Here is an 18,405-nt window from a genome sequence, read left to right as displayed (position 1 = left end):
TCTCTAGGATTCCAGAGGTCGCCCGAAGAGTCAAGCGGAGTCATGGGGAATTTATTCCTGTAGTGGGGGCATGGCACGGGCACTCCAGCCCGACCATTTGCCGAGTCCGGCCTGAAAGCCTATATGCCGGGATCAAAGGACAAAGCATGGCTCGCATCTACCAAACACGCATCTGGCACGACCAGCTTTCGCCAACGATGGAGGAAATCGAGCTCCTGGCGCTGGAGGCCTATGCCCATCTGCCGGAGGACTTTCGCAAGTTGACCGGCGAGATCGTCATTCAGATCGCCGAATTCCCGACCGACGAGATCATGGACGACCTTTCGCTGGAAACGCCCTTCGACCTGCTCGGCCTGTTCGAGGGGCGCGGCATCGCCGAGCGCTGGAATCCGCAGACCGGCGAGGGGCCGAACCGCATCACCCTCTATCGTCGCGCCATCCTCGACTACTGGGCCGAGAACGAGGAAACGCTGGGCGACATCGTCACCCATGTGCTGATCCACGAGATCGGCCACCATTTCGGCCTGTCGGACGACGATATGGAGAAGATCGAAGAGGCAGCAGAGTGAGCGACCCCGCTCCTCGTCATCCTGGGGCGGAGCAAGGAGCGAAGCGACGCGGCGCAGACCCCAGGATCCATGCCGTGATAGTGATGCAGTGCGCCGGCGGTGCAGAACCGAACGCTCATCATCCCGTTCTGGGTAACGGGGCTATCCCGATCGGTGGTAGATCACACTAATCCTGATCCGCCGTGCCCTTCGGCAGAGGTAACGGCATGGATCCTAGGGTACTCCGCGACGTCGCTTCGCGACTGCTACGCCCTAGGATGACGAAGGACGAGCGCTTCAGCGAACCTCCCTACCAATCGCTGAGCTTGGTGTCGGGGCCGTATTCCTGGCCCTCGATGTCCTTCACCACGGCCTGGCCGCAGCGCATGGTCTTGGCTTCCTGGTCATAGGCATAGGTCGGCGAGCCGAACAGGTGCCAGCCCTTGTTCAACGCCGCCGTCACCTTGTGGCAGAAGCTGGAATCGTCCGGACCGGACAGAAAACGGTAGAGTTTCATTCTTCAATCCTGTCGTCAGTTGCGTTAGTCATGCGCGAACAGCGGCGGCCTTCGCCAGCAGTTTTTCGGCCTGCGCCAGATGCAGCCGCTCGACCATCTTGCCGTTCAGCGCAACTACCGCCCTACCGGTATTTTGGGCGAGCGCGAAGGCATCCTTGACCGCGCGCGCTTCGGCTATTGCTTCGGGCGACGGTGCAAAGGCGCGGTTCGCGGCTTCGATCTGAGCCGGATGGATCAGCGACTTGCCGTCAAAACCCATGGCGGCCGCTTCCGTGCACTCGCGCGCAAACCCGTCCATATCGCGAAAATCATTGAAGACGCCATCGAGCAGGTCGAGGCCGCCGGCGCGCGCGGCGAGCACCATCTGCATCAGCCATGGAACGAGATAACGCCGGTCGGGCGTGGCGAGAATGCCGGTGTCCTTGACCAGGTCGTTCGTTCCGGCAACGAAACAAACCAGGCGAGAGCCCGGATCGCGGCCGAGCTCGGCAATCGGCCCGATGTTGAGCAGCGCCTTGGGCGTCTCGATCATCGCCCATAGCTTGACTTCGTCGGCGATAAAATTGTCGTCGAGCACGTCGCCGGCCTCGAGAATGTCGCGCGGCGTGTCGACCTTGGGCAGCAGGATGGCGTCGGGCGAGCATTTTGCCGCGGCCAGCAGGTCGGCGCCGCCCCACTCGCTCGACAGCGCATTGATGCGCACGACCATCTCGCAGCGCCGGTTGGAATGGCCGGCGAAAATCGCCACCAGCTTTTCGCGCGCGGAAGGCTTGTCGGCCGGGGCGACGGCGTCCTCGAGATCGATGACGACGGTATCGCAGGCCAGCGATTGGATCTTGGCCAGCGCCTTGTCGTTCGAAGCCGGGATGTAAAGCACCGAGCGGCGCGGGCGGTAGCTTTCGGTGGTCATCTCCGATCTATGCCGTCTGCAGCCGGCCGAGGCAAGCCGTGCATAAAAACTGCACGCAACTTCGGAAAATCTCCTCGTCTCCGCCCCGCTTGCCACCCGACCGGATGCGACAAGGGCGGCATGCAAGAGCAAACGAACTCTCGTTGGTCCCTGCCGTACCGGCTTCGCCGCGAAAGCTGGTGGCTCGTCGATCCGCCCCGGACTTCGGTAAACCTCCTCCCTTTCGTCCGGAAATCCCCGCCCACCGCCCGCATCAAAGCCGCCGAGAAAGCCCGATCATGATAGTATTCCTCCCGGCGGCGCCGAGCTATTGCAACCGCTTCGGCGTTGCCGTCCTGCTCGTCGCGCTGGCCGATTTTTTCTTCTATGGCCAACCGGCGGGCATCACGCTTTTCCTGTTCGGCGTTGCGATTGCCGCGGCGAGCATGGCTCTCCATCCTCTCGGCTCCTTCAACGATGGCAAATTCTGGTTCAAGCCGGTTGCGCTGCTCATGGCGCTGCTGCCGCTTGTGGAAAATGTCAGCGCACTGTCCGTCTCGATCGCGCTGGCGGGGCTGGCCATCTTCGCGCTTTCACTGGCCGGACGGTTGCGGCGCGGCCTTGCCCGTATTGCCGGCCAACTCTCGCTGTTCCTGGTTGCAACGCCATTTCGGCTCGTTCTTGATTTCTTCCGCTGGCGCACGGCGGCGCGGCGGCTTGGCCGGCGGCGCGTGCGCCTTGCGGCGATCGCCGTCTGGGTCATGCCGCTGGGCCTCGGCGCAGTGTTCCTCGCGCTGTTCGGCGCCGCCAATCCCGTCATCGAATACTGGTTTTCGCTGATTGATCTCTTCGCCCTGCTCAACCTCATGCAGTTGCCGCGTCTTGCCTTCTGGCTATTCGCGCTCGCCGGCGTATGGGCCTTTCTGCGGCCGCGCCTGCCGCGGCTTCTCCGGCATATTCCCCGGTTGGGAACGCCTGCCAGCACACCGACGAGGCCAGCCATAAGTCCCACGATCGAAGACATCGTCTTCGGCAAGGCCGCTATCCTCCGCGCGCTCGTCGTCTTCAACATCCTGTTCGCGGTGCAGAGCGCACTCGACGCCACCTATCTGTGGGGCGGCATCGCGCTTCCCGACGGGCTGACCTATGCCGCCTACGCGCATCGCGGCGCCTATCCGCTGATCGTCACGGCGCTGCTGGCCGCCGGCTTCGTGCTGGCGGCGCTGCGGCCGGGAAGCGCGACCTCCGGCGATCCGCTCATCCGCCGGCTGGTTTATGCCTGGGTGGCGCAGAACATCCTCCTGGTGATCTCGTCGATCCTGCGGCTCGATCTCTATATCGGTATCTATGCGCTGACCTATTGGCGTGTCGCTGCGTTCGTCTGGATGGGGCTGGTGGCGGCGGGCCTTGTCCTGATCATGGCCCGCATCGCGCGCGAAAAGTCCAACGAATGGCTGCTTGCCGCCAATCTTCTGACGCTATCGGCGACGCTCTATGCTTGCTCGTTCATCAACTTTGCCGCGCTGATCGCCAACTACAATGTCGACCATTGCTTCGAAATGACCGGCCAAGGCACCCAGCTCGACGTCTGGTACTTGCGCTCGCTCGGACCCGGCGCCTTGCCGGCGCTCGATCGCTTCGTCCAGCACCAGAGCAGGACGGTTTCCGCGGAGGATGCCTCCATCCGCGAACTCGCCGGCTGGTATGCACAGGACGAAGCACGCTTCCGCGCCGGCCAGGAGAACTGGCGGGGCTGGAGCTTTCGTGACTGGCGGCTCAACCGCGCCCTCGACAGGCGTGGCCCGTTCGTGGTTCCTCCGATGTCCGAACCCTTCATGCCGGGCCGCTGATTTGATGCCGCACCACATACTGGTCGCCGACGACGACCCGCACATTCGCGAAATCATCTGCTTCGCGCTGGAAAAGGCCGGCATGAAAACGCTGGCGGTGCCGGACGGCGCGGCTGCCTTGCAGGCGATAGAGCGCCATGCGCCCGATCTCGTCGTGCTCGACATCGGCATGCCGGAAATGGACGGGCTGGAAGTGTGCCGGCGGCTGCGCCACACATCCGACCTGCCGGTGCTGTTCCTGTCCGCGCGGGATGAAGAGATCGACCGCGTGCTCGGGCTGGAGATGGGCGGCGATGATTATGTCACCAAGCCGTTCAGCCCGCGCGAGCTGGTCGCCCGCGTCAACGTCATTCTGCGCCGCGCTCGGCCCACGCCGGAACCAGCCGACGACCGGCAATTCTCGCATGGCAGACTGTTGCTGGTTCCGGCAAGCCATACAGCCAGCTTCGACGGCAAGCCGCTGGCGCTGACGTCGATCGAATTCGCGATCCTGAAAGGCTTTTTGGCGCGGCCGGCGCATGTGCTTGGCCGCGACATGGTGATGGGCAACGCCTATGCGGCCAATATCCATGTCGCAGACCGCACCGTCGACAGCCACATCCGCAATATCCGCGCCAAGCTGGCGGCCGTCGGCTGCGTCGATGCGATCGAGACCGTGCACGGCGTCGGTTTTCGGCTGGGCGGATGCGGCGCGTGAGCGCCCAAGAACTGATTGGCAGCAAATGGCGGCCTCGCCTCGCCACGGTCGTCATCGCCATCCTGATCATGGTGATGGCGCTGCCGCTGGCCGGCCTGTTTTTCTTCCGGCTCTACGAGAACCAGCTGATCCGGCAAACCGAGGCCGAGCTGATCGCCCAAGGCGCCGCCCTTGGCGCGATCTATGCGCAAGAGGTTCGCGAGGCCGGCATTGCCCCGGAAAAGCTAGGCGCACCCGTGCCTTCACCCAACACCAGCGATCGGGCCTCTCCCTACCAGCCGATCGAACCGGGCCTCGATCTTGCGTCCGACGGGATCCTGCCGACCCGGCCCGCGGCCACCGCGGCCAGCGCCGATCCCGCGTTCGCTTCAATCGGCGCACGCCTGTCGGGCATTCTTGCCGAGACGCAGAAGACCACGCTCGCCGGCTTCCGGCTGCTCGATCCCAGAGGCGTGGTCATCGCCGGCCGTGAGGAGGCCGGCCTGTCGCTCGCGGCTGTCGAAGAGGTTCGCGCAGCGCTTGCCGGCCGCTACGCCAGCGCGCTCAGGCTGCGGGTTCCCGACCAGCCGTCGCCGCCGCTCTATTCGGTCAGCCGCGGCACCAAGGTTCGCGTCTTTGTCGCCATGCCGGTTGCGGTCTCCGGCAAGGTCGCCGGCGTCGTCTATCTGTCGCGGACGCCGAACAACATCGTCAAGCATCTCTATGGCGAGCGCGGCAAGGTGGCGCTGGCGGCAATCGCCATCCTCGGCGGCGCGCTGCTGATCGGGCTGGTCTTCCTGCGCGCCGTCAGCCGTCCGATCTATGCGCTGATGGAACGCACGAAACGCATCGCCGCCGGCGACCGCGCGGCGATCAGGCCGCTCGATCACCACGGCACGCGCGAAATGGGTGAACTCTCTGCTGCTTTCCTCGACATGGCCGAAAAGCTGCACGCACGCTCCGACGGCATCCAGACCTTTGCCACCCACGTCTCGCACGAGCTCAAATCGCCGCTGACGGCGATCCAGGGGGCCGCCGAACTGCTGCGCGATTCGGGCAGCGCGATGGACGAGGCCGAGCGGCGGCGTTTTTCGGACAATATCGTCACCGATGCCGGCCGGCTCAACCTTCTGGTGCGCCGCCTGCTCGACCTGGCGCGCGCCGAAAATCTCGAACCGAGCGGCGAAAACACGTCGCTCACTGCTGCACTGGCGCTGCTGCCGGCCGACGACAGGCTGGCGGTGCGCGTCGAGGCGGGCACCGAGATCGGGCTGCGCATATCGGCCGAAAACGCTGCGATCGTGCTGGCCAATCTCATCGACAATTCGGCGCGGCACGGCGCGACGCTGGTATCGGTCACAGCCGCAAAAGCGGACGGCAAGGCCACCATCGTGGTCGCTGACGACGGCGCCGGCATTTCGCCCAGCAACCGAGGCCGCATCTTCGAGCCGTTCTTCACCACGCGCCGCGATTCCGGCGGCACCGGCATGGGCCTCGGCATCGTGCTGGCCCTCCTGAAAGCGCATGATGGCACGATCCGGCTGGTTGACTCGGCGAGCGGCACGCGCTTCGAGATCATCCTGCCGGCGGCGTGACTCGGCGATTCAGACCGGAAGGGCGAAAAGGTGCATTACGACATCGTCATCATCGGCGGAGCCATCGTCGGCTCGTCGGTTGCCTATTACCTGCGCAAGGAAGGGTTTTCGGGCTCGATCGCGCTTGTCGAGCGCGACCCGCAATTTTCCCGCGCCGCGACCACGCTGTCCTGCGCCTCAATCCGCCAGCAGTTCTCGATCCCGGAAAACATCCGGCTGTCGCAATTCACGCTGAAACTGTTCCGGCGGCTCAGGGAAGAGTTTGGCGCGGACGCCGATATCGGCTTTCGCGAAGGCGGCTACCTCATCCTTGCCGGCGAGAACGGGCTGCCGATCCTGCGGGCCAACCACGAGGCGCAGATGGCCGAGGGCGCCGACATCGTGCTCGAGGATGCCGAGGCGCTCGTCCGCCGCTTTCCGTGGCTGTCGGTCGAGGGCATTTCCGCCGGCGCCTATGGCCGCAGCGGCGAAGGCTGGTTCGACGCGCATGCGATGCTGATGCTGTTCCGCAAGGCACTGCGAAGCAAGAACATTGATTTCATCACAGCGTCGGTGACCGGTATCGAGCGGCAGGGGAAGCGCGTCGCCGGTGTGACCCTCGACAATGGCGAGCGGCTCGAGGCCGGCACCGTCGTTAACGCCGCCGGGCCGAATGCCGGCAAGGTGGCAGCAATGGCCGGGCTGGCGCTGCCGGTGGAGCCGCGCAAGCGCAATGTCTTCGTCTTCGAGGCGCGCGAAAAATATGACGACATGCCGCTGCTGGTCGACCCGAGCGGCATCTATGTCCGGCCGGAGGGCTCGGTCTACATCACCGGCGGCGCCGAGCCGGAAGAGGGCGAAGGACCGGCCGACCCCGCCGACTTCGACCCCGACTGGCCGCTGTTCGAAGAGGTGATCTGGCCGGTGCTGGCGACCCGCATTCCGGCCTTCGAGGCGATCAAGCCGACGCGCGCCTGGGTCGGCCATTACGACTACAATACGCTCGACCAGAACGCGGTGATCGGCCCGCACCCGGAGGTCGGCAATTTCCTCTTCGCCAACGGGTTTTCCGGTCACGGCTTGCAGCAGGCTCCGGCGGTCGGCAAGGCGCTGGCCGAACTGATAGTACATGGCGGCTATCGCACGGTGGATTGCTCGGCGTTCGGGTACAGCCGGATCGCCGACGGGCGGCCGTTTCGGGAATTGAATGTAATTTAACGCTGGCGCGAAGGGATGCTACCGTTGCTTGGTGGATTGAGCCGCCGCCAAGCCGCCCGTACCAAGATACGCCTGAAGCCAGCCCAGCACCCGGGCCCAGCCTTCGGCATGCTTCGTTGCGGCAGCAGCGAGGCCGGCGAAGCCGCCATGGCAGATGGTGACGCGTGTGCCGCCGGCGATCGGCTCCAGCAGCCAGGCGACTTTGGTTTCGCGGCGGCCAAGCGTCGGATGGTCCCAGTCGTATCTCCGCGTCTGCACGATCCGGCGCGGCTCTTCGATCTCCAGGAATTCGCCGCTGGCGGGCAGGTGTCTGCCGGCCGCCGTCTCGACGGTGACGCTCCAGCGGCCGCCGACGCGGAGGTCGGCCGCCCATCCGGTCATCCGGTAGGTCCTGGCGGACCCCCACCAGCGCTCGACCTCGTGTGTAACGAGCGCGTCAAATATCCGCTCGGGCGGCGCGCGAACATCGGCGCTCGCCATGACGGTCTCGCCATTGGTCATGCTGTGCACCGCGGAACCGTGCATCACCTGTCCTCAAGAAGGTTTCGCTATCGAAACGACCTCAAGCTTTCGACGCCGGGCGCGACAGGCCTTTGCCGGTTTCGAGCAGGCTCTTCAGGCTGGACAGGATGAGCGGCCAGCCGTTCGCCACATGGCCAAGCAGCTTGTGCGGTCCATCGGCTTCGTGTGTGATGGCGAGCTTCATCATCTCGCCCTCCTGCTCGAGGGCGAAGGTGCAGCGTGTGTAGCCGTCCGCCTTGACCTCGGGCATGAACTCGTTGCGCCATTTGAGCACGATGCGCTTGGGTGGATCGATCTCGAGGACCTCGCCGCTGTCGGTGACGCGGCCGTCGGTGTAAACCATCTTCCACGCCGAACCTTGTTTCCAGTCGCTTAGCATCTGAGCGCCGAGGAAATATTGCCGCTGGAACTCCGGCTCGGTCAGTGCTTGCCAGAGTTTTTCGGGCGAGGTGCGGATGTAGGTGACATAAACGAAAATGTTGCTCATCAGTCTTCCCTTTCGAGACGTTTCTTCAAATCGCCGAGGGCGCCCAGTCGTCCCCGCTCGAATTTGCCGATCCAGCGTTCGGCGATCTCGTTGATGGGAACGGGATTCAGATAATGTTGCTTCTCGCGTCCCTTGCGGATGGTGGCGACGAGGTTTGCTTCTTCCAGGATCGCCAGATGCTTGGTCACCGCCTGGCGCGTCATGTCCATCTCACCGCACAGCGCGTTCAGCGTCTGTCCGTTCCTGGCATGAAGGCTGTCCAGCAATCGCCGGCGTGTCGGGTCGGCCAAGGCCCGAAAGACATCATCCATGCTCATGATCCTAATATGCAACTATTTGGTTGCATGTCAAGGGGCAGAACCCTAGCCAAGGATGCGCGGGTTGAGGTCGCTGGGAGTGGATTTCAGCGCTTGCGGCCGAACCAGAATGCGTTGGGCATGCGCTCCATGCCGATACGCTCATAGAAGCCGACGGCGTCGGGTATGGAGATCAGGCTGATGGCAACGGAAGGTCCGAGTTGCCGGCGTGCCTCATCCATCAGGCCCTTGCCGATGCCCAGCCCTTGCGCCGATGCAGAAACAGCGAGCTCGGAGATATAGCAGACCCAGGAAAAGTCGGTGATGCCGCGAGCGACACCAACCAGCGGCTTGCCCGGTGCATCGATGCGCGCGGTGAGCACCAGGTCGGCACTCGTGAGCATCGCCTTCAAACGGGCATGATCATCGACGGGCCGTGTCTCGCCGAGGCCGGATTCCACCAGAACGCGGCGGAACTCGGCGATGCCGAGGCCCGGTTCGCTGGCGTAAAGGATCGTGGATCGCGTTGTCATGTCGACAAAAGTGCACCATGGGCTGGTGGTTTTGAAGCCGTTTTGTACCGATTTTGTGTTTCGATCGACGACGGAAGTCCAAAAACAGCCGCCTTTTATTTGCCCGCGGCATTGTGTAAACCGGGCGCCAGCAATTCCCCGCAACGAGAAGAAGACGGGCAAGAACCATGGAAAAATTCACCAAGCTCACCGGTGTCGCCGCGCCGATGCCGATTGTCAATGTCGACACCGACATGATCATCCCCAAGGATTATCTCAAGACGATCAAGCGCACCGGACTCGGCACCGGCCTGTTCGCCGAAATGCGTTACAAGGACGACGGCTCGGAAAACCCGGACTTCGTGCTCAACAAGCCGGCCTACCGCAAGGCGCAGATCCTGGTCGCCGGCGACAATTTCGGCTGCGGTTCGAGCCGGGAACATGCGCCGTGGGCGCTGCTCGATTTCGGCATCCGCTGCGTCATCTCGACTTCGTTCGCCGACATTTTCTACAACAACTGCTTCAAGAACGGCATCCTGCCGATCACCGTCAGCCCGGAAGACCTGGAGAAGCTGATGGACGATGCCTCGCGCGGTTCCAACGCGACGCTGTCGGTTGATCTCGAAGCCAAGGAAATTCGCGGGCCGGACGGCGGCGTGGTCAAGTTCGACCTCGACGAATTCAAGCGCCACTGCCTGCTCAACGGGCTCGACGATATCGGTCTGACCATGGAGAAGGCCGGCGCCATCGCTTCGTTCGAGAAGAAGAACGCTGCTGAGCGCCCCTGGGCCTGAGCGGTACGATGACCTGGCCGCGACAGGCCGGGTTCGTGGCGGCTGAACGGAGGGAACAGTCATGACACGTTCGCTTCTTGCCGGGGCCTGCGCGCTGGCGTGGATTCTGATGCCGGTGGCAGGCGCGCATGCACAGACCGACGTGGTGCTCGTGCCGGCTGACGATGCATCCGGCGGGGCCGCCGACCAGGGCGCGTTGAGCAATGCGGCCCTAGTCGACAATGACAAACAGGCGCCGATCCCGTTCGAGGGCGGCCAGCTGACCATCACTCAGGAGGAAGAGTACGGGGAACGGGTACTCGCTTTCGACGGCAAGGAACTGGCGCGCAATTACGACGTCTTCTTCGACAAGATCGTCGAGGTCGGCGGCGTCAAGGTGGCGCTGGTCGATGTCGGCGACGGCGGCAATCAATGCGGCCCAGCCAAGGTGATCGTTTGGAAGCCGGAAGGCGGCACGATCCAGACGGTCACGGTCGAGCAGGATGAATGCGGCGCGCCGCCGGCCGCGATCTCCGACAGCGCCGTCTATTTCGTGCCCTATCTGCTGCCGGGTGATTCCAAGCCGGCGCTGCAATGGTCGCCGACGGCCGGACTGACGACGTCCGGCAATCTGACCTACATGCCGGAGCCGGGCACCGACTGGAAGGACGTCGATCCGTCGAAATACGACAACATCATCGACGCCTTCCACAACGAGGCCGTCTACAAGCAAGCTGAGACGCTGCTTGGCAAGGACATGCCCGACATGGCGACCAGCCTGCTGGTCGGCGGCGGCACGGAAAAAACCGCGTCGGGCGCCTTTTTTGCCAGCGGCTGCGTGCCGCATGATTGCGGCGGCAATGACGGCTTCATGGCGGTCGACCCGGTCAACCAGAAGCTCTATTTCGCGCGCCGCGGCGACAAGCCCGAGCCGGACGCGTGGCCAGCGGTGAGTACATGGCCGGCCGACGTGAGGGAAGCGCTGGACAAGGCGCTAGGGTCGGCGAATTAGGTTTTTTGCGCGGCGCGGCGACTACCCTGCTTTCGTCATCCTCGGGCCTGCTTTCGTCATCCTCGGGCTTGACCCGAGGATCCATGCCGTAACATCGGCCGAAGTGTGCAGCGAAACAGAATTCTGAACCGTTGTGTCGCTCGGATGTCACGGCATGGATCCTGGGGTCTGCGCCGCGTCGCTTCGCTCCTTGCTTCGCCCCAGGATGACGACTGGAGAGATGTTCTGGCCAATCTCCAAGGTCTGCGCTTCCACGTCGTAACAACAATCGGTTGCCTCTGGCCCATGGCCGGGTGGACCCTATACCTTCAGGATGGCCGCAACCACTGCGAGGAAGCCATGCGAAAACTGATCTCCACCGGTTCGCCCTTCGAGAAGACCGCCGGCTATTCGCGCGCCGTGGTGCAGGGCGACTGGTGTTTCGTGTCCGGAACGACCGGCTATGATTATGCGACCATGTCGATGCCGGAGACCGTAGAGGCACAAACGCGCAATTGCCTGGCGACGATCGCCAAGGCGCTCGGGGACGGCGGCTTCGAGATGGCCGATGTGGTGCGGGCACATTACTATATTACCGATGCGGCTTTCGTGGATGTGGTGTTCCCGATCCTCGGCGAGGCCTTTGGCGAGATCAGGCCGGCGGCAACGATGATCGTGTGTCAGCTCAACAAGCCGGAGATGAAGATCGAGATCGAGGTGACGGCGCTGCGGCGCACAGCCTGATGCCTGTCACGGTTGCGAAAACGACACGGTTAGCACGAGGATCGGCCCATGGCGAAGGTCAGGCGCATCGTTGCAAACATAGACACGCAGGATATCGCGGCGGCAAAACCCTTCTATCAGGATGTGCTCGGCCTCGATCTCAAGATGGATATGGGCTGGATCGCTACCTACGGCTCGCAAGAGACGATGTCCGTGCAGGTCAGTTTCATGGCCGAAGGGGGATCAGGAACGCCGGTGCCGGACATCTCTATCGAAGTCGACGACGTCGATGCCGCGCTTGAAAGCATGAGGACGGCCGGCTTTGCCATCGAATACGGTCCGGCGGACGAACCCTGGGGCGTGCGGCGCTTCTTCGTACGCGACCCGTTCGGCAGGCTGGTCAATATCCTTTCGCATCTCTAGGCATTTTGTCTTGAGCATCGGAGTTTCCCAAAACCGGTTTCCACTTTTGGGTCCGATGCTCTGAACCGCAGGCTTGCGCGCCGGCCGCTTGGCGTTTAGCAAGGCCGCGGCTCACGACACAATCAGGACGGTTCTCATGGCTTCGAAAAATCTTCTCCTGCTTGCCGGCGACGGTATCGGCCCCGAGGCGATGGCCGAGGTGAAGAAATTGATCGCCGGCATGAACGACAGCCTCGGCAGCGATTTCGCCACCGACGAGGGCCTTGTCGGCGGTTGCGCTTACGACGCACATGGCGCGGCAATTTCCGATGCCGACATGGCCAAGGCAATGGCGGCTGACGCGGTGCTGTTCGGCGCCGTCGGCGGGCCGAAATGGGATGCCGTGCCTTACGAGGTGCGCCCGGAGGCGGGTCTGCTGCGGCTGCGCAAGGACATGGAGCTGTTTGCCAATCTCAGGCCGGCAATCTGCTATCCGGCACTGGCGGCGTCCTCCTCGCTCAAGCAGGAGGTGGTCGAAGGTCTCGATATCCTCATCGTGCGAGAGCTCACCGGCGGCGTCTATTTCGGCGAGCCGAAGCAGATCATCGATCTCGGCAACGGCCAGAAGCGCGGCATCGACACCCAAGTCTACGACACATTCGAGATCGAGCGCATTTCGGGCGTTGCCTTCGAGTTGGCACGCACGCGCAAGAACCACGTCACCTCGATGGAAAAGCGCAATGTGATGAAATCTGGCGTGCTGTGGAACGAGGTCGTCACCCAGACGCACAAGGCCAGGTATGCCGACGTCAAGCTCGATCACATGTTGGCCGATGCCGGCGGCATGCAGTTGGTGCGCTGGCCGAAGCAGTTCGACGTCATCGTCACCGACAATCTGTTCGGCGACATGCTGTCCGACATCGCCGCCATGCTGACCGGCTCGATCGGCATGCTGCCGTCGGCCTCGCTCGGCGCACCTGATGTCAAGACCAAGAAGCGCAAGGCGCTCTACGAGCCGGTGCACGGCTCGGCGCCCGACATCGCCGGCAAGGGCATCGCCAATCCGATCGCCATGATCGCCTCCTTCGCCATGTGCATGCGCTATTCCTTTGGCATGGTTGAAGAGGCCGACCGGCTGGAAGGCGCGATCGCCGCCGTGCTCGATCAGGGCTTGCGTACCAGGGATATTCATTCGCCGGGGATGACCGAGGTCGGCACGACCGAGATGGGCGACGCGATCATCGCCAAATTTTTGGGCTGATCCCGTGTCGGTCGACGTCCGCTGGGCGACGACCGGGGATGCGGCGGCACTCGCCGCCATGCTTTGCGAAATGGCGGTGCATTACCGGCAGCCGCCACTCGACGCCAGCCAAGCTTTGTCGGCGGCACAGAAATGGCTTGGCGACGAAGGTCCGGCCTATCCGCATTTTGCGCTCGCCTTCGTCGATGGTGAAGTTTGCGGGCTGGCCCCGGTTGCGATCGCGCATCCCGGCATCGATCTCGAGCGGCTGTTCCTCAAGGACCTATTCGTACGCAATGATGCCCGCAATGGCGGTGTCGGTCGAGCACTGATGGCATTCCTCGCCGGCCATTGCCTGCGCGAAGGCATCGGCCGCATCGACCTGACCACGAAGGACTGGAACGAAGGCGCGCTGCGCTTCTATGCCCAATTTGGTGCCGAGCGTCACGAGCAGAAGGTCTTTCTAAGGCTATCCGGCGAGGCGCTGCTGGCGATCGCGGGTGGTTCCTCGACGCGGAAGCCCTAAATTTGGAGATTGGCCGAAACATCTCCCCTTTCGTCATCCTGGGGCGAAGCAAGGAGCGAAGCGACGCGGCGCAGACCCCAGGATCCATGCCGTTACCCGGCGGCAGTGCTCGGCCGACCAGAACCGAGCGCTTCTTCGTGGTGGATATGAGCGCCATTCTGAACCGCTGCGTTCCTCGGCTTATGTCGCGGCATGGATCCCAGGGTCTGCGCTCCGCTTCGCGTCGCTCCGCCCTAGGATGACGCAGGCGTGGCGGCCGGCGACCCAATCGTGGAGGTACTAAACCCTGACACCTACCGGCACCGGACCCCACTGGTTTTCGCGCGGCTGCGTCGGGATCAGCGCAAAGATCAGGATGATCACGGTGCCGAAGGTCGGGATCAGGAAAAGCAGGAAGAGCCAGCCGGTCAGGCCGGTATCGTGCAGGCGACGCACGTTGAGCCCGAACCACGGCAGGGCTGTCGCCAGCAGGAAGAGACCGGAAAGGCCGACCGTCACTGCCGGCAATTCACTGTTGTCGAGATTGCCCATGGCGTCGTCGATAAAGACGCCGAGTCCTATGACCACGATCAGCGCGATCGTCCAGAACAGACAATAGCCCCAATACTCCTTGCGGCGGGCACGGCCGGCGAAGTTGAAGTAATTCTCGGTCAGACCCCACCAGAAGTAGCTCCACAGGCCAGCCGATTCGGCCGGACTTTGTTCAGCGGAACGGCCGAAATGTTGCGGCTGACGTGCCGCGGGCGCATTGCCGGCCTGAGTTGGGGCGGCGGTTGCAGTGGAGGCGTCGGCGGGCGCACTGGCAGGTTGGGCGCGGATCGAAAAAACATCGCGTGCCCGTCCGCCAGCCGGCTGGAATTCGACGGTCGTACCTCCGGCAACCGATGCTTCGCGGCGCAAATCTTCGCGCGCCAAAGTGTAGCGGTTGCCGTCGGCTCCGGTGATGAAGCCGAAACCCTGGTCTTCGTCGTAATGAAGAACTTCGCCGCGCATGCCCTGCCCACCCCCATTTCCCCGCCCCAGACTGTGCAAAGTTCCGGCAGACCGCAAGGGGCGTGCGGAAATGGAGAGTGCTGGCTATTTACCCCGGCCGTTTCTTCGATTTCTTGTGTTTCGCAGGTCCGCCTTCGAACTTCGCCTTGGCCGGTTTCCCGGCCCAGGGCTTCGCCTCGAATGCCGGGCGCTGGTCGGCCGGTGCGCGCTTCTCGAATTTGGGCGTGTTCTGATCGAAGGTGCGCTTGCCGCGGTGCGGCTTCTTGTCGGGTCGTGGTTCCTGGTAGCCGGCCCGCGACAAATCCGGCGTGCCATCCAGCCGCTTGACCGCAATGTTGCCCTGCAGCTTGCGGTCGGGGCCGATCGCAGCGAGGAAACGCTCGGCCCAGTCCGCCGCGATCTGCACGAAGGTTTCCTCCGGCTGCATCTTGATGGCGCCGATCTCGCGCTTAGAAATGCCGCCTGTCCGGCACAGCATCGGGATCAGCCAGCGTGGCTCGGCATTCTGCCGGCGTCCGACCGACAGCGAGAACCAGACGCTGTCGCCGAAATCGTCGCGGCGGCTCGGTGCCTCATCCCGGCGCGCAAATTTTTCGCCCGACGGCGTGAACGGTGCCACGTCGAGAAGATCTTCCGGTGCCGAGTGGCTGGAGCGGCACATCCGCACGAAGGCGGCGGCAACCCGTTCGGGCCCGTGCTGATCGAGAAGCGCCTCAACGAAGCCGCGCTCCTCATCCTTCATAGGCTCGCTGAAGACCGGATCAGCGAGAATGCGCTCATCGTCGCGCCGTATCACGTCGTCGGCCGACGGCGGGCTCGCCCAGGTTGCCGCAAGGCCGGCACTTTGCAGCAGCCGCTCGGTGCGCCTGCGGGCACTATTGGGCACGATCAGCGCGCTGACGCCCTTGCGTCCCGCACGACCCGTGCGTCCGCTTCGGTGCAGGAGCGTTTCCGGGTTGGTCGGCAGGTCGGCATGGATCACCAGCTCGAGATTGGGCAGGTCGATGCCGCGTGCCGCGACGTCGGTGGCGATGCAGACCTTGGCGCGGCCGTCGCGCATCGCCTGCAGCGCGTGGCTGCGCTCGTTCTGGCTAAGCTCGCCGGACAGCGCCACGACGGAAAAGTTGCGGTTGTTGAAGCGTGCCGTCAGATGGTTGACGGCGGCGCGCGTGTTGCAGAACACCAGCGCGTTCTTGGCCTCGTAATAGCGCAGCACGTTGATGATGGCGTTTTCGCGGTCCGCCTGGGCGACGCTCAGCGCCCGGTATTCGATGTCGAGATGCTGCTTTTCCTCGCCGGAGGCCGAGATGCGCACAGCATCGCGCTGGTAGCCCTTGGCCAGCGTGGCGATGGAGCGCGGCACGGTCGCGGAAAACATCAGCGTGCGGCGGTCGGCGGGCGCGGCATCGAGGATGAATTCCAGATCCTCGCGAAAGCCGAGATCGAGCATCTCGTCGGCCTCGTCGAGCACCACTGCCTTGAGCGCCGACATGTCGAGCGAATTGCGGGTGATGTGATCGCGCAGGCGGCCGGGCGTGCCCACGACGATATGGGCGCCGCGCTCCAGTGCGCGCCGTTCGGTGCGCATGTCCATGCCGCCGACGCAGGACGCCACCGTGGCGCCGGTCAGTTCGTAGAGCCATTCCAGCTCGCGCGTTACCTGCAGGGCCAACTCCCGCGTCGGCGCCACGGCCAGCGCCAGGGGTGCCGCCGCGTGGGAAAAGCGCTCCGCGCCATCGAGAAGGGTCGGCGCCAAAGCCAGACCGAAGGCGACGGTCTTGCCGGAGCCGGTCTGGGCCGAAACCAGCGCATCGGCCTGGCCAAGCTCGAGAACGGCGTTCTGCACCGGCGTCAGCTCGACATAGCCGCGTTTTTCCAGCGCCTTTGCCAGCGCGGGAACAATAGCTTCGAAGTTGGACATCTTGCTCTTTCGAAATTCGGATTCTGAATACCCGGCGACGGGTCAAATGTCGGCAAGCGCCCACAGACGGGCGCCACGAGCCAGACGATGCTCGTTCGTACTTGGTGCCGCCGTCATTGTACAGGGCGGGCGGGTCGGCCTGCTTGCGATTGACTCTAGACGTAAACCGCGTAAAAGCCGGCACCGAACGGGATAGTTTTCGATGCGCGGCCTTTTGATGGCGCTTTCTGCCTTCGACATCCCCGGCCCCAATGCGAACCATTGGGCCGGGCGCGTCGCTGCGTCTCCTCGTTCCAGCAAAATCACGTTCTTGCTCAAAAAACCGGCAAAACGACCACCAAAACGGTCTGATTCCCTTGGCCTAACCACCCTCTCCCGGGTCCGGCCCGGGGGTTGAAACCCGCATCGGCCGGCGGGTTTTCTCCAGAAACCGAGCGGAGAGGGACAGGAGATTTCGATGAGTTTCAAGGTTGCGATCGTCGGCGCCACGGGCAATGTGGGCCGGGAAATGCTCAACATACTGGAGGAACGCGGCTTTCCGGTGAGCGAGGTGGTGGCGCTGGCCTCGCGGCGCAGCCAGGGCACGGAAGTGTCGTTCGGCGACCGCACGCTGAAGGTCAGGGCGCTCGACCAATATGATTTTTCCGACACCGACATCTGCATCATGTCGGCCGGCGGCAACGTCTCCAAGGAATGGTCGCCGAAGATCGGCAAGCAGGGCTGCGTCGTCATCGACAATTCGTCGGCCTTCCGCTACGACCAGGACGTGCCGCTGATCGTTCCGGAAGTGAACCCGGATGCGATCTCGCTGTTCACGCGCAAGAACATCATTGCCAACCCGAACTGCTCGACGGCGCAGCTGGTCGTGGCGCTGAAGCCGCTGCATGACGCGGCCACCATCAAGCGCGTCGTCGTCGCCACCTACCAGTCGGTCTCCGGCGCCGGCAAGGAAGGCATGGACGAATTGTTCACGCAGACGCGCGCGGTGTTCGTCGCCGACCAGGTCGACGTCAGGAAGTTCACCAAGCGCATCGCCTTCAACGTCATCCCGCATATCGACGTCTTCCTCGACGACGGCTTCACCAAGGAAGAGTGGAAGATGGTGGCCGAGACCAAGAAGATGCTCGACCCGAAGATCAAGCTGACGGCGACCTGCGTGCGGGTGCCGGTGTTCATCGGCCATTCGGAAGCGGTCAACATCGAGTTCGAGAAGCCGATCACCGCCGAAGAGGCGCGCGAGATCCTGCGCGAGGCGCCGGGCTGCCAAGTCATCGACAAGCGCGAGGACGGCGGCTACATCACGCCGCTGGAATCGGCCGGCGAGGACGCCACCTTCATCTCGCGCATCCGCGAGGACTCGACCATCGATAACGGCCTGTCGATGTGGATCGTCTCCGACAATCTGCGCAAGGGCGCGGCACTCAATGCGGTGCAGATCGCCGAACTGCTGGTCGAGCGCGGGCTGATCCAGCCGAAGAAGAAGGCGGCATAGTTCGCTCACGGCCGTATCGCCGCTAGCGCGGCTGGCCTCCGCGGGGGCGCCGGACGACCGGCGGCCCGCAGTCGCGGGCTCGGCCTTCGGCGGTTGTTTTGCTCACGGCCGTATCGCCGCTACGCGGCTGGCCTCCGCGGGGGCGCCGGAAGGCCGGCGGCCCGCAGTCGCGGGCTCGGCCTTCGGCCGTTTTGCGCCCTTCTCGCCGTTCACGGGGAGAAGGTTCCGGCAGGCGTATGAGGGGCAGCGCAGGCG

The 18,405-nt window shown here is 63.8% G+C and carries 20 protein-coding genes; 12 read left to right on the top strand and 8 right to left on the bottom strand.

Annotated elements, in window-relative coordinates; translation table 11 throughout:
* Positions 1–146: 146 nt before the first annotated feature.
* Positions 147–569 carry a metallopeptidase family protein gene (locus NKI08_RS14780; protein WP_023680515.1) on the top strand — a complete coding sequence of 141 codons (423 nt, stop codon included), beginning with the start codon at positions 147–149 and terminating at the stop codon, positions 567–569.
* A 289-nt stretch (positions 570–858) separates the two neighbouring features.
* Here the strand turns inward: NKI08_RS14780 and NKI08_RS14775 are convergent, their stop codons facing one another.
* Both NKI08_RS14775 and NKI08_RS14770 read right to left on the bottom strand, forming a co-directional pair.
* A complete protein-coding gene (locus NKI08_RS14775; RefSeq protein ID WP_352470863.1) occupies positions 859–1,065 on the bottom strand; it encodes a DUF1737 domain-containing protein in 207 nt (68 codons plus the stop codon).
* 28 nt (positions 1,066–1,093) lie between these two features.
* Positions 1,094–1,975 carry an HpcH/HpaI aldolase/citrate lyase family protein gene (locus NKI08_RS14770; protein ID WP_352770350.1) on the bottom strand — a complete coding sequence of 294 codons (882 nt, stop codon included), beginning with the start codon at positions 1,973–1,975 and terminating at the stop codon, positions 1,094–1,096.
* A gap of 278 nt (positions 1,976–2,253) precedes the next feature.
* Here NKI08_RS14770 and NKI08_RS14765 point away from each other — a divergent pair, with 278 nt between their 5' ends.
* From NKI08_RS14765 to NKI08_RS14750, 4 genes are read left to right on the top strand one after another with little or no spacing between them, the layout of a single operon-like run.
* Positions 2,254–3,804, top strand: a complete 1,551-nt coding sequence (locus NKI08_RS14765; protein WP_352770347.1) for a DUF4153 domain-containing protein — start codon at positions 2,254–2,256, stop codon at positions 3,802–3,804.
* Between the two features lie 4 nt (positions 3,805–3,808).
* On the top strand, positions 3,809–4,501 hold the full coding sequence (locus tag NKI08_RS14760; protein ID WP_352770344.1) for a response regulator transcription factor: 693 nt from the start codon (positions 3,809–3,811) through the stop codon (positions 4,499–4,501).
* The gene (locus NKI08_RS14755) at positions 4,489–6,075 is read left to right on the top strand and encodes an ATP-binding protein (RefSeq protein ID WP_352770341.1); all 1,587 of its coding nucleotides are present in this window, start codon (positions 4,489–4,491) and stop codon (positions 6,073–6,075) included. Before NKI08_RS14760 ends, NKI08_RS14755 begins: the two co-directional genes overlap by 13 nt.
* Before the next feature lie 30 nt (positions 6,076–6,105).
* Positions 6,106–7,272, top strand: coding sequence for an NAD(P)/FAD-dependent oxidoreductase (locus tag NKI08_RS14750; protein WP_352770338.1), 1,167 nt, complete (start codon positions 6,106–6,108; stop codon positions 7,270–7,272).
* 18 nt (positions 7,273–7,290) lie between these two features.
* Here NKI08_RS14750 and NKI08_RS14745 read toward each other — a convergent pair whose 3' ends face one another.
* From NKI08_RS14745 to NKI08_RS14730, 4 genes are all read right to left on the bottom strand, one after another.
* On the bottom strand, positions 7,291–7,797 hold the full coding sequence (locus NKI08_RS14745) for an SRPBCC family protein (RefSeq protein WP_352770335.1): 507 nt from the start codon (positions 7,795–7,797) through the stop codon (positions 7,291–7,293).
* Positions 7,798–7,834: 37 nt separating this feature from the next.
* Positions 7,835–8,281, bottom strand: coding sequence for an SRPBCC family protein (locus tag NKI08_RS14740; protein WP_352541961.1), 447 nt, complete (start codon positions 8,279–8,281; stop codon positions 7,835–7,837).
* Positions 8,281–8,592, bottom strand: coding sequence for an ArsR/SmtB family transcription factor (locus NKI08_RS14735; RefSeq protein WP_352770332.1), 312 nt, complete (start codon positions 8,590–8,592; stop codon positions 8,281–8,283). Before NKI08_RS14735 ends, NKI08_RS14740 begins: the two co-directional genes overlap by 1 nt.
* Before the next feature lie 92 nt (positions 8,593–8,684).
* Positions 8,685–9,110, bottom strand: a complete 426-nt coding sequence (locus tag NKI08_RS14730; protein ID WP_352450225.1) for a GNAT family N-acetyltransferase — start codon at positions 9,108–9,110, stop codon at positions 8,685–8,687.
* A gap of 167 nt (positions 9,111–9,277) precedes the next feature.
* Between NKI08_RS14730 and leuD the strand changes: the two genes are divergently transcribed.
* The 6 genes from leuD to NKI08_RS14700 all read left to right on the top strand — a co-directional run bounded on the left by leuD (position 9,278) and on the right by NKI08_RS14700 (position 13,744).
* On the top strand, positions 9,278–9,883 hold the full coding sequence (gene leuD, locus NKI08_RS14725; RefSeq protein ID WP_352541962.1) for a 3-isopropylmalate dehydratase small subunit: 606 nt from the start codon (positions 9,278–9,280) through the stop codon (positions 9,881–9,883).
* 61 nt (positions 9,884–9,944) lie between these two features.
* Entirely contained in the window at positions 9,945–10,874 is a 930-nt protein-coding gene (locus NKI08_RS14720; protein WP_352618945.1) for an Ivy family c-type lysozyme inhibitor, read from the top strand.
* Positions 10,875–11,213: 339 nt separating this feature from the next.
* Entirely contained in the window at positions 11,214–11,597 is a 384-nt protein-coding gene (locus tag NKI08_RS14715) for a RidA family protein (protein ID WP_352470853.1), read from the top strand.
* Between the two features lie 48 nt (positions 11,598–11,645).
* On the top strand, positions 11,646–11,999 hold the full coding sequence (locus tag NKI08_RS14710) for a VOC family protein (protein WP_352470852.1): 354 nt from the start codon (positions 11,646–11,648) through the stop codon (positions 11,997–11,999).
* A 136-nt stretch (positions 12,000–12,135) separates the two neighbouring features.
* The gene (gene leuB, locus NKI08_RS14705) at positions 12,136–13,239 is read left to right on the top strand and encodes a 3-isopropylmalate dehydrogenase (RefSeq protein ID WP_352541965.1); all 1,104 of its coding nucleotides are present in this window, start codon (positions 12,136–12,138) and stop codon (positions 13,237–13,239) included.
* 4 nt (positions 13,240–13,243) lie between these two features.
* Positions 13,244–13,744, top strand: coding sequence for a GNAT family N-acetyltransferase (locus tag NKI08_RS14700; RefSeq protein ID WP_352615516.1), 501 nt, complete (start codon positions 13,244–13,246; stop codon positions 13,742–13,744).
* Between the two features lie 279 nt (positions 13,745–14,023).
* Here the strand turns inward: NKI08_RS14700 and NKI08_RS14695 are convergent, their stop codons facing one another.
* Both NKI08_RS14695 and NKI08_RS14690 read right to left on the bottom strand, forming a co-directional pair.
* Positions 14,024–14,737, bottom strand: a complete 714-nt coding sequence (locus tag NKI08_RS14695) for a DUF805 domain-containing protein (RefSeq protein WP_352615515.1) — start codon at positions 14,735–14,737, stop codon at positions 14,024–14,026.
* An 88-nt stretch (positions 14,738–14,825) separates the two neighbouring features.
* Complete coding sequence (locus tag NKI08_RS14690) at positions 14,826–16,658, bottom strand: DEAD/DEAH box helicase (protein ID WP_352615514.1); 1,833 nt, start codon at positions 16,656–16,658, stop codon at positions 14,826–14,828.
* A 457-nt stretch (positions 16,659–17,115) separates the two neighbouring features.
* On the opposite strand from NKI08_RS14690, the gene NKI08_RS14685 reads away from it, so the two are divergent.
* On the top strand, positions 17,116–18,150 hold the full coding sequence (locus tag NKI08_RS14685) for an aspartate-semialdehyde dehydrogenase (RefSeq protein ID WP_352770324.1): 1,035 nt from the start codon (positions 17,116–17,118) through the stop codon (positions 18,148–18,150).
* The last annotated feature ends 255 nt before the right edge of the window (positions 18,151–18,405 follow it).

Origin of the sequence: Mesorhizobium sp. M0768 (genome assembly GCF_040320195.1) — a bacterium.
Taxonomy (GTDB): domain Bacteria; phylum Pseudomonadota; class Alphaproteobacteria; order Rhizobiales; family Rhizobiaceae; genus Mesorhizobium.
The sequence above is the reverse complement of the archived record's forward strand: the minus strand, read 5'-3'. Positions and strand labels throughout refer to the sequence as shown.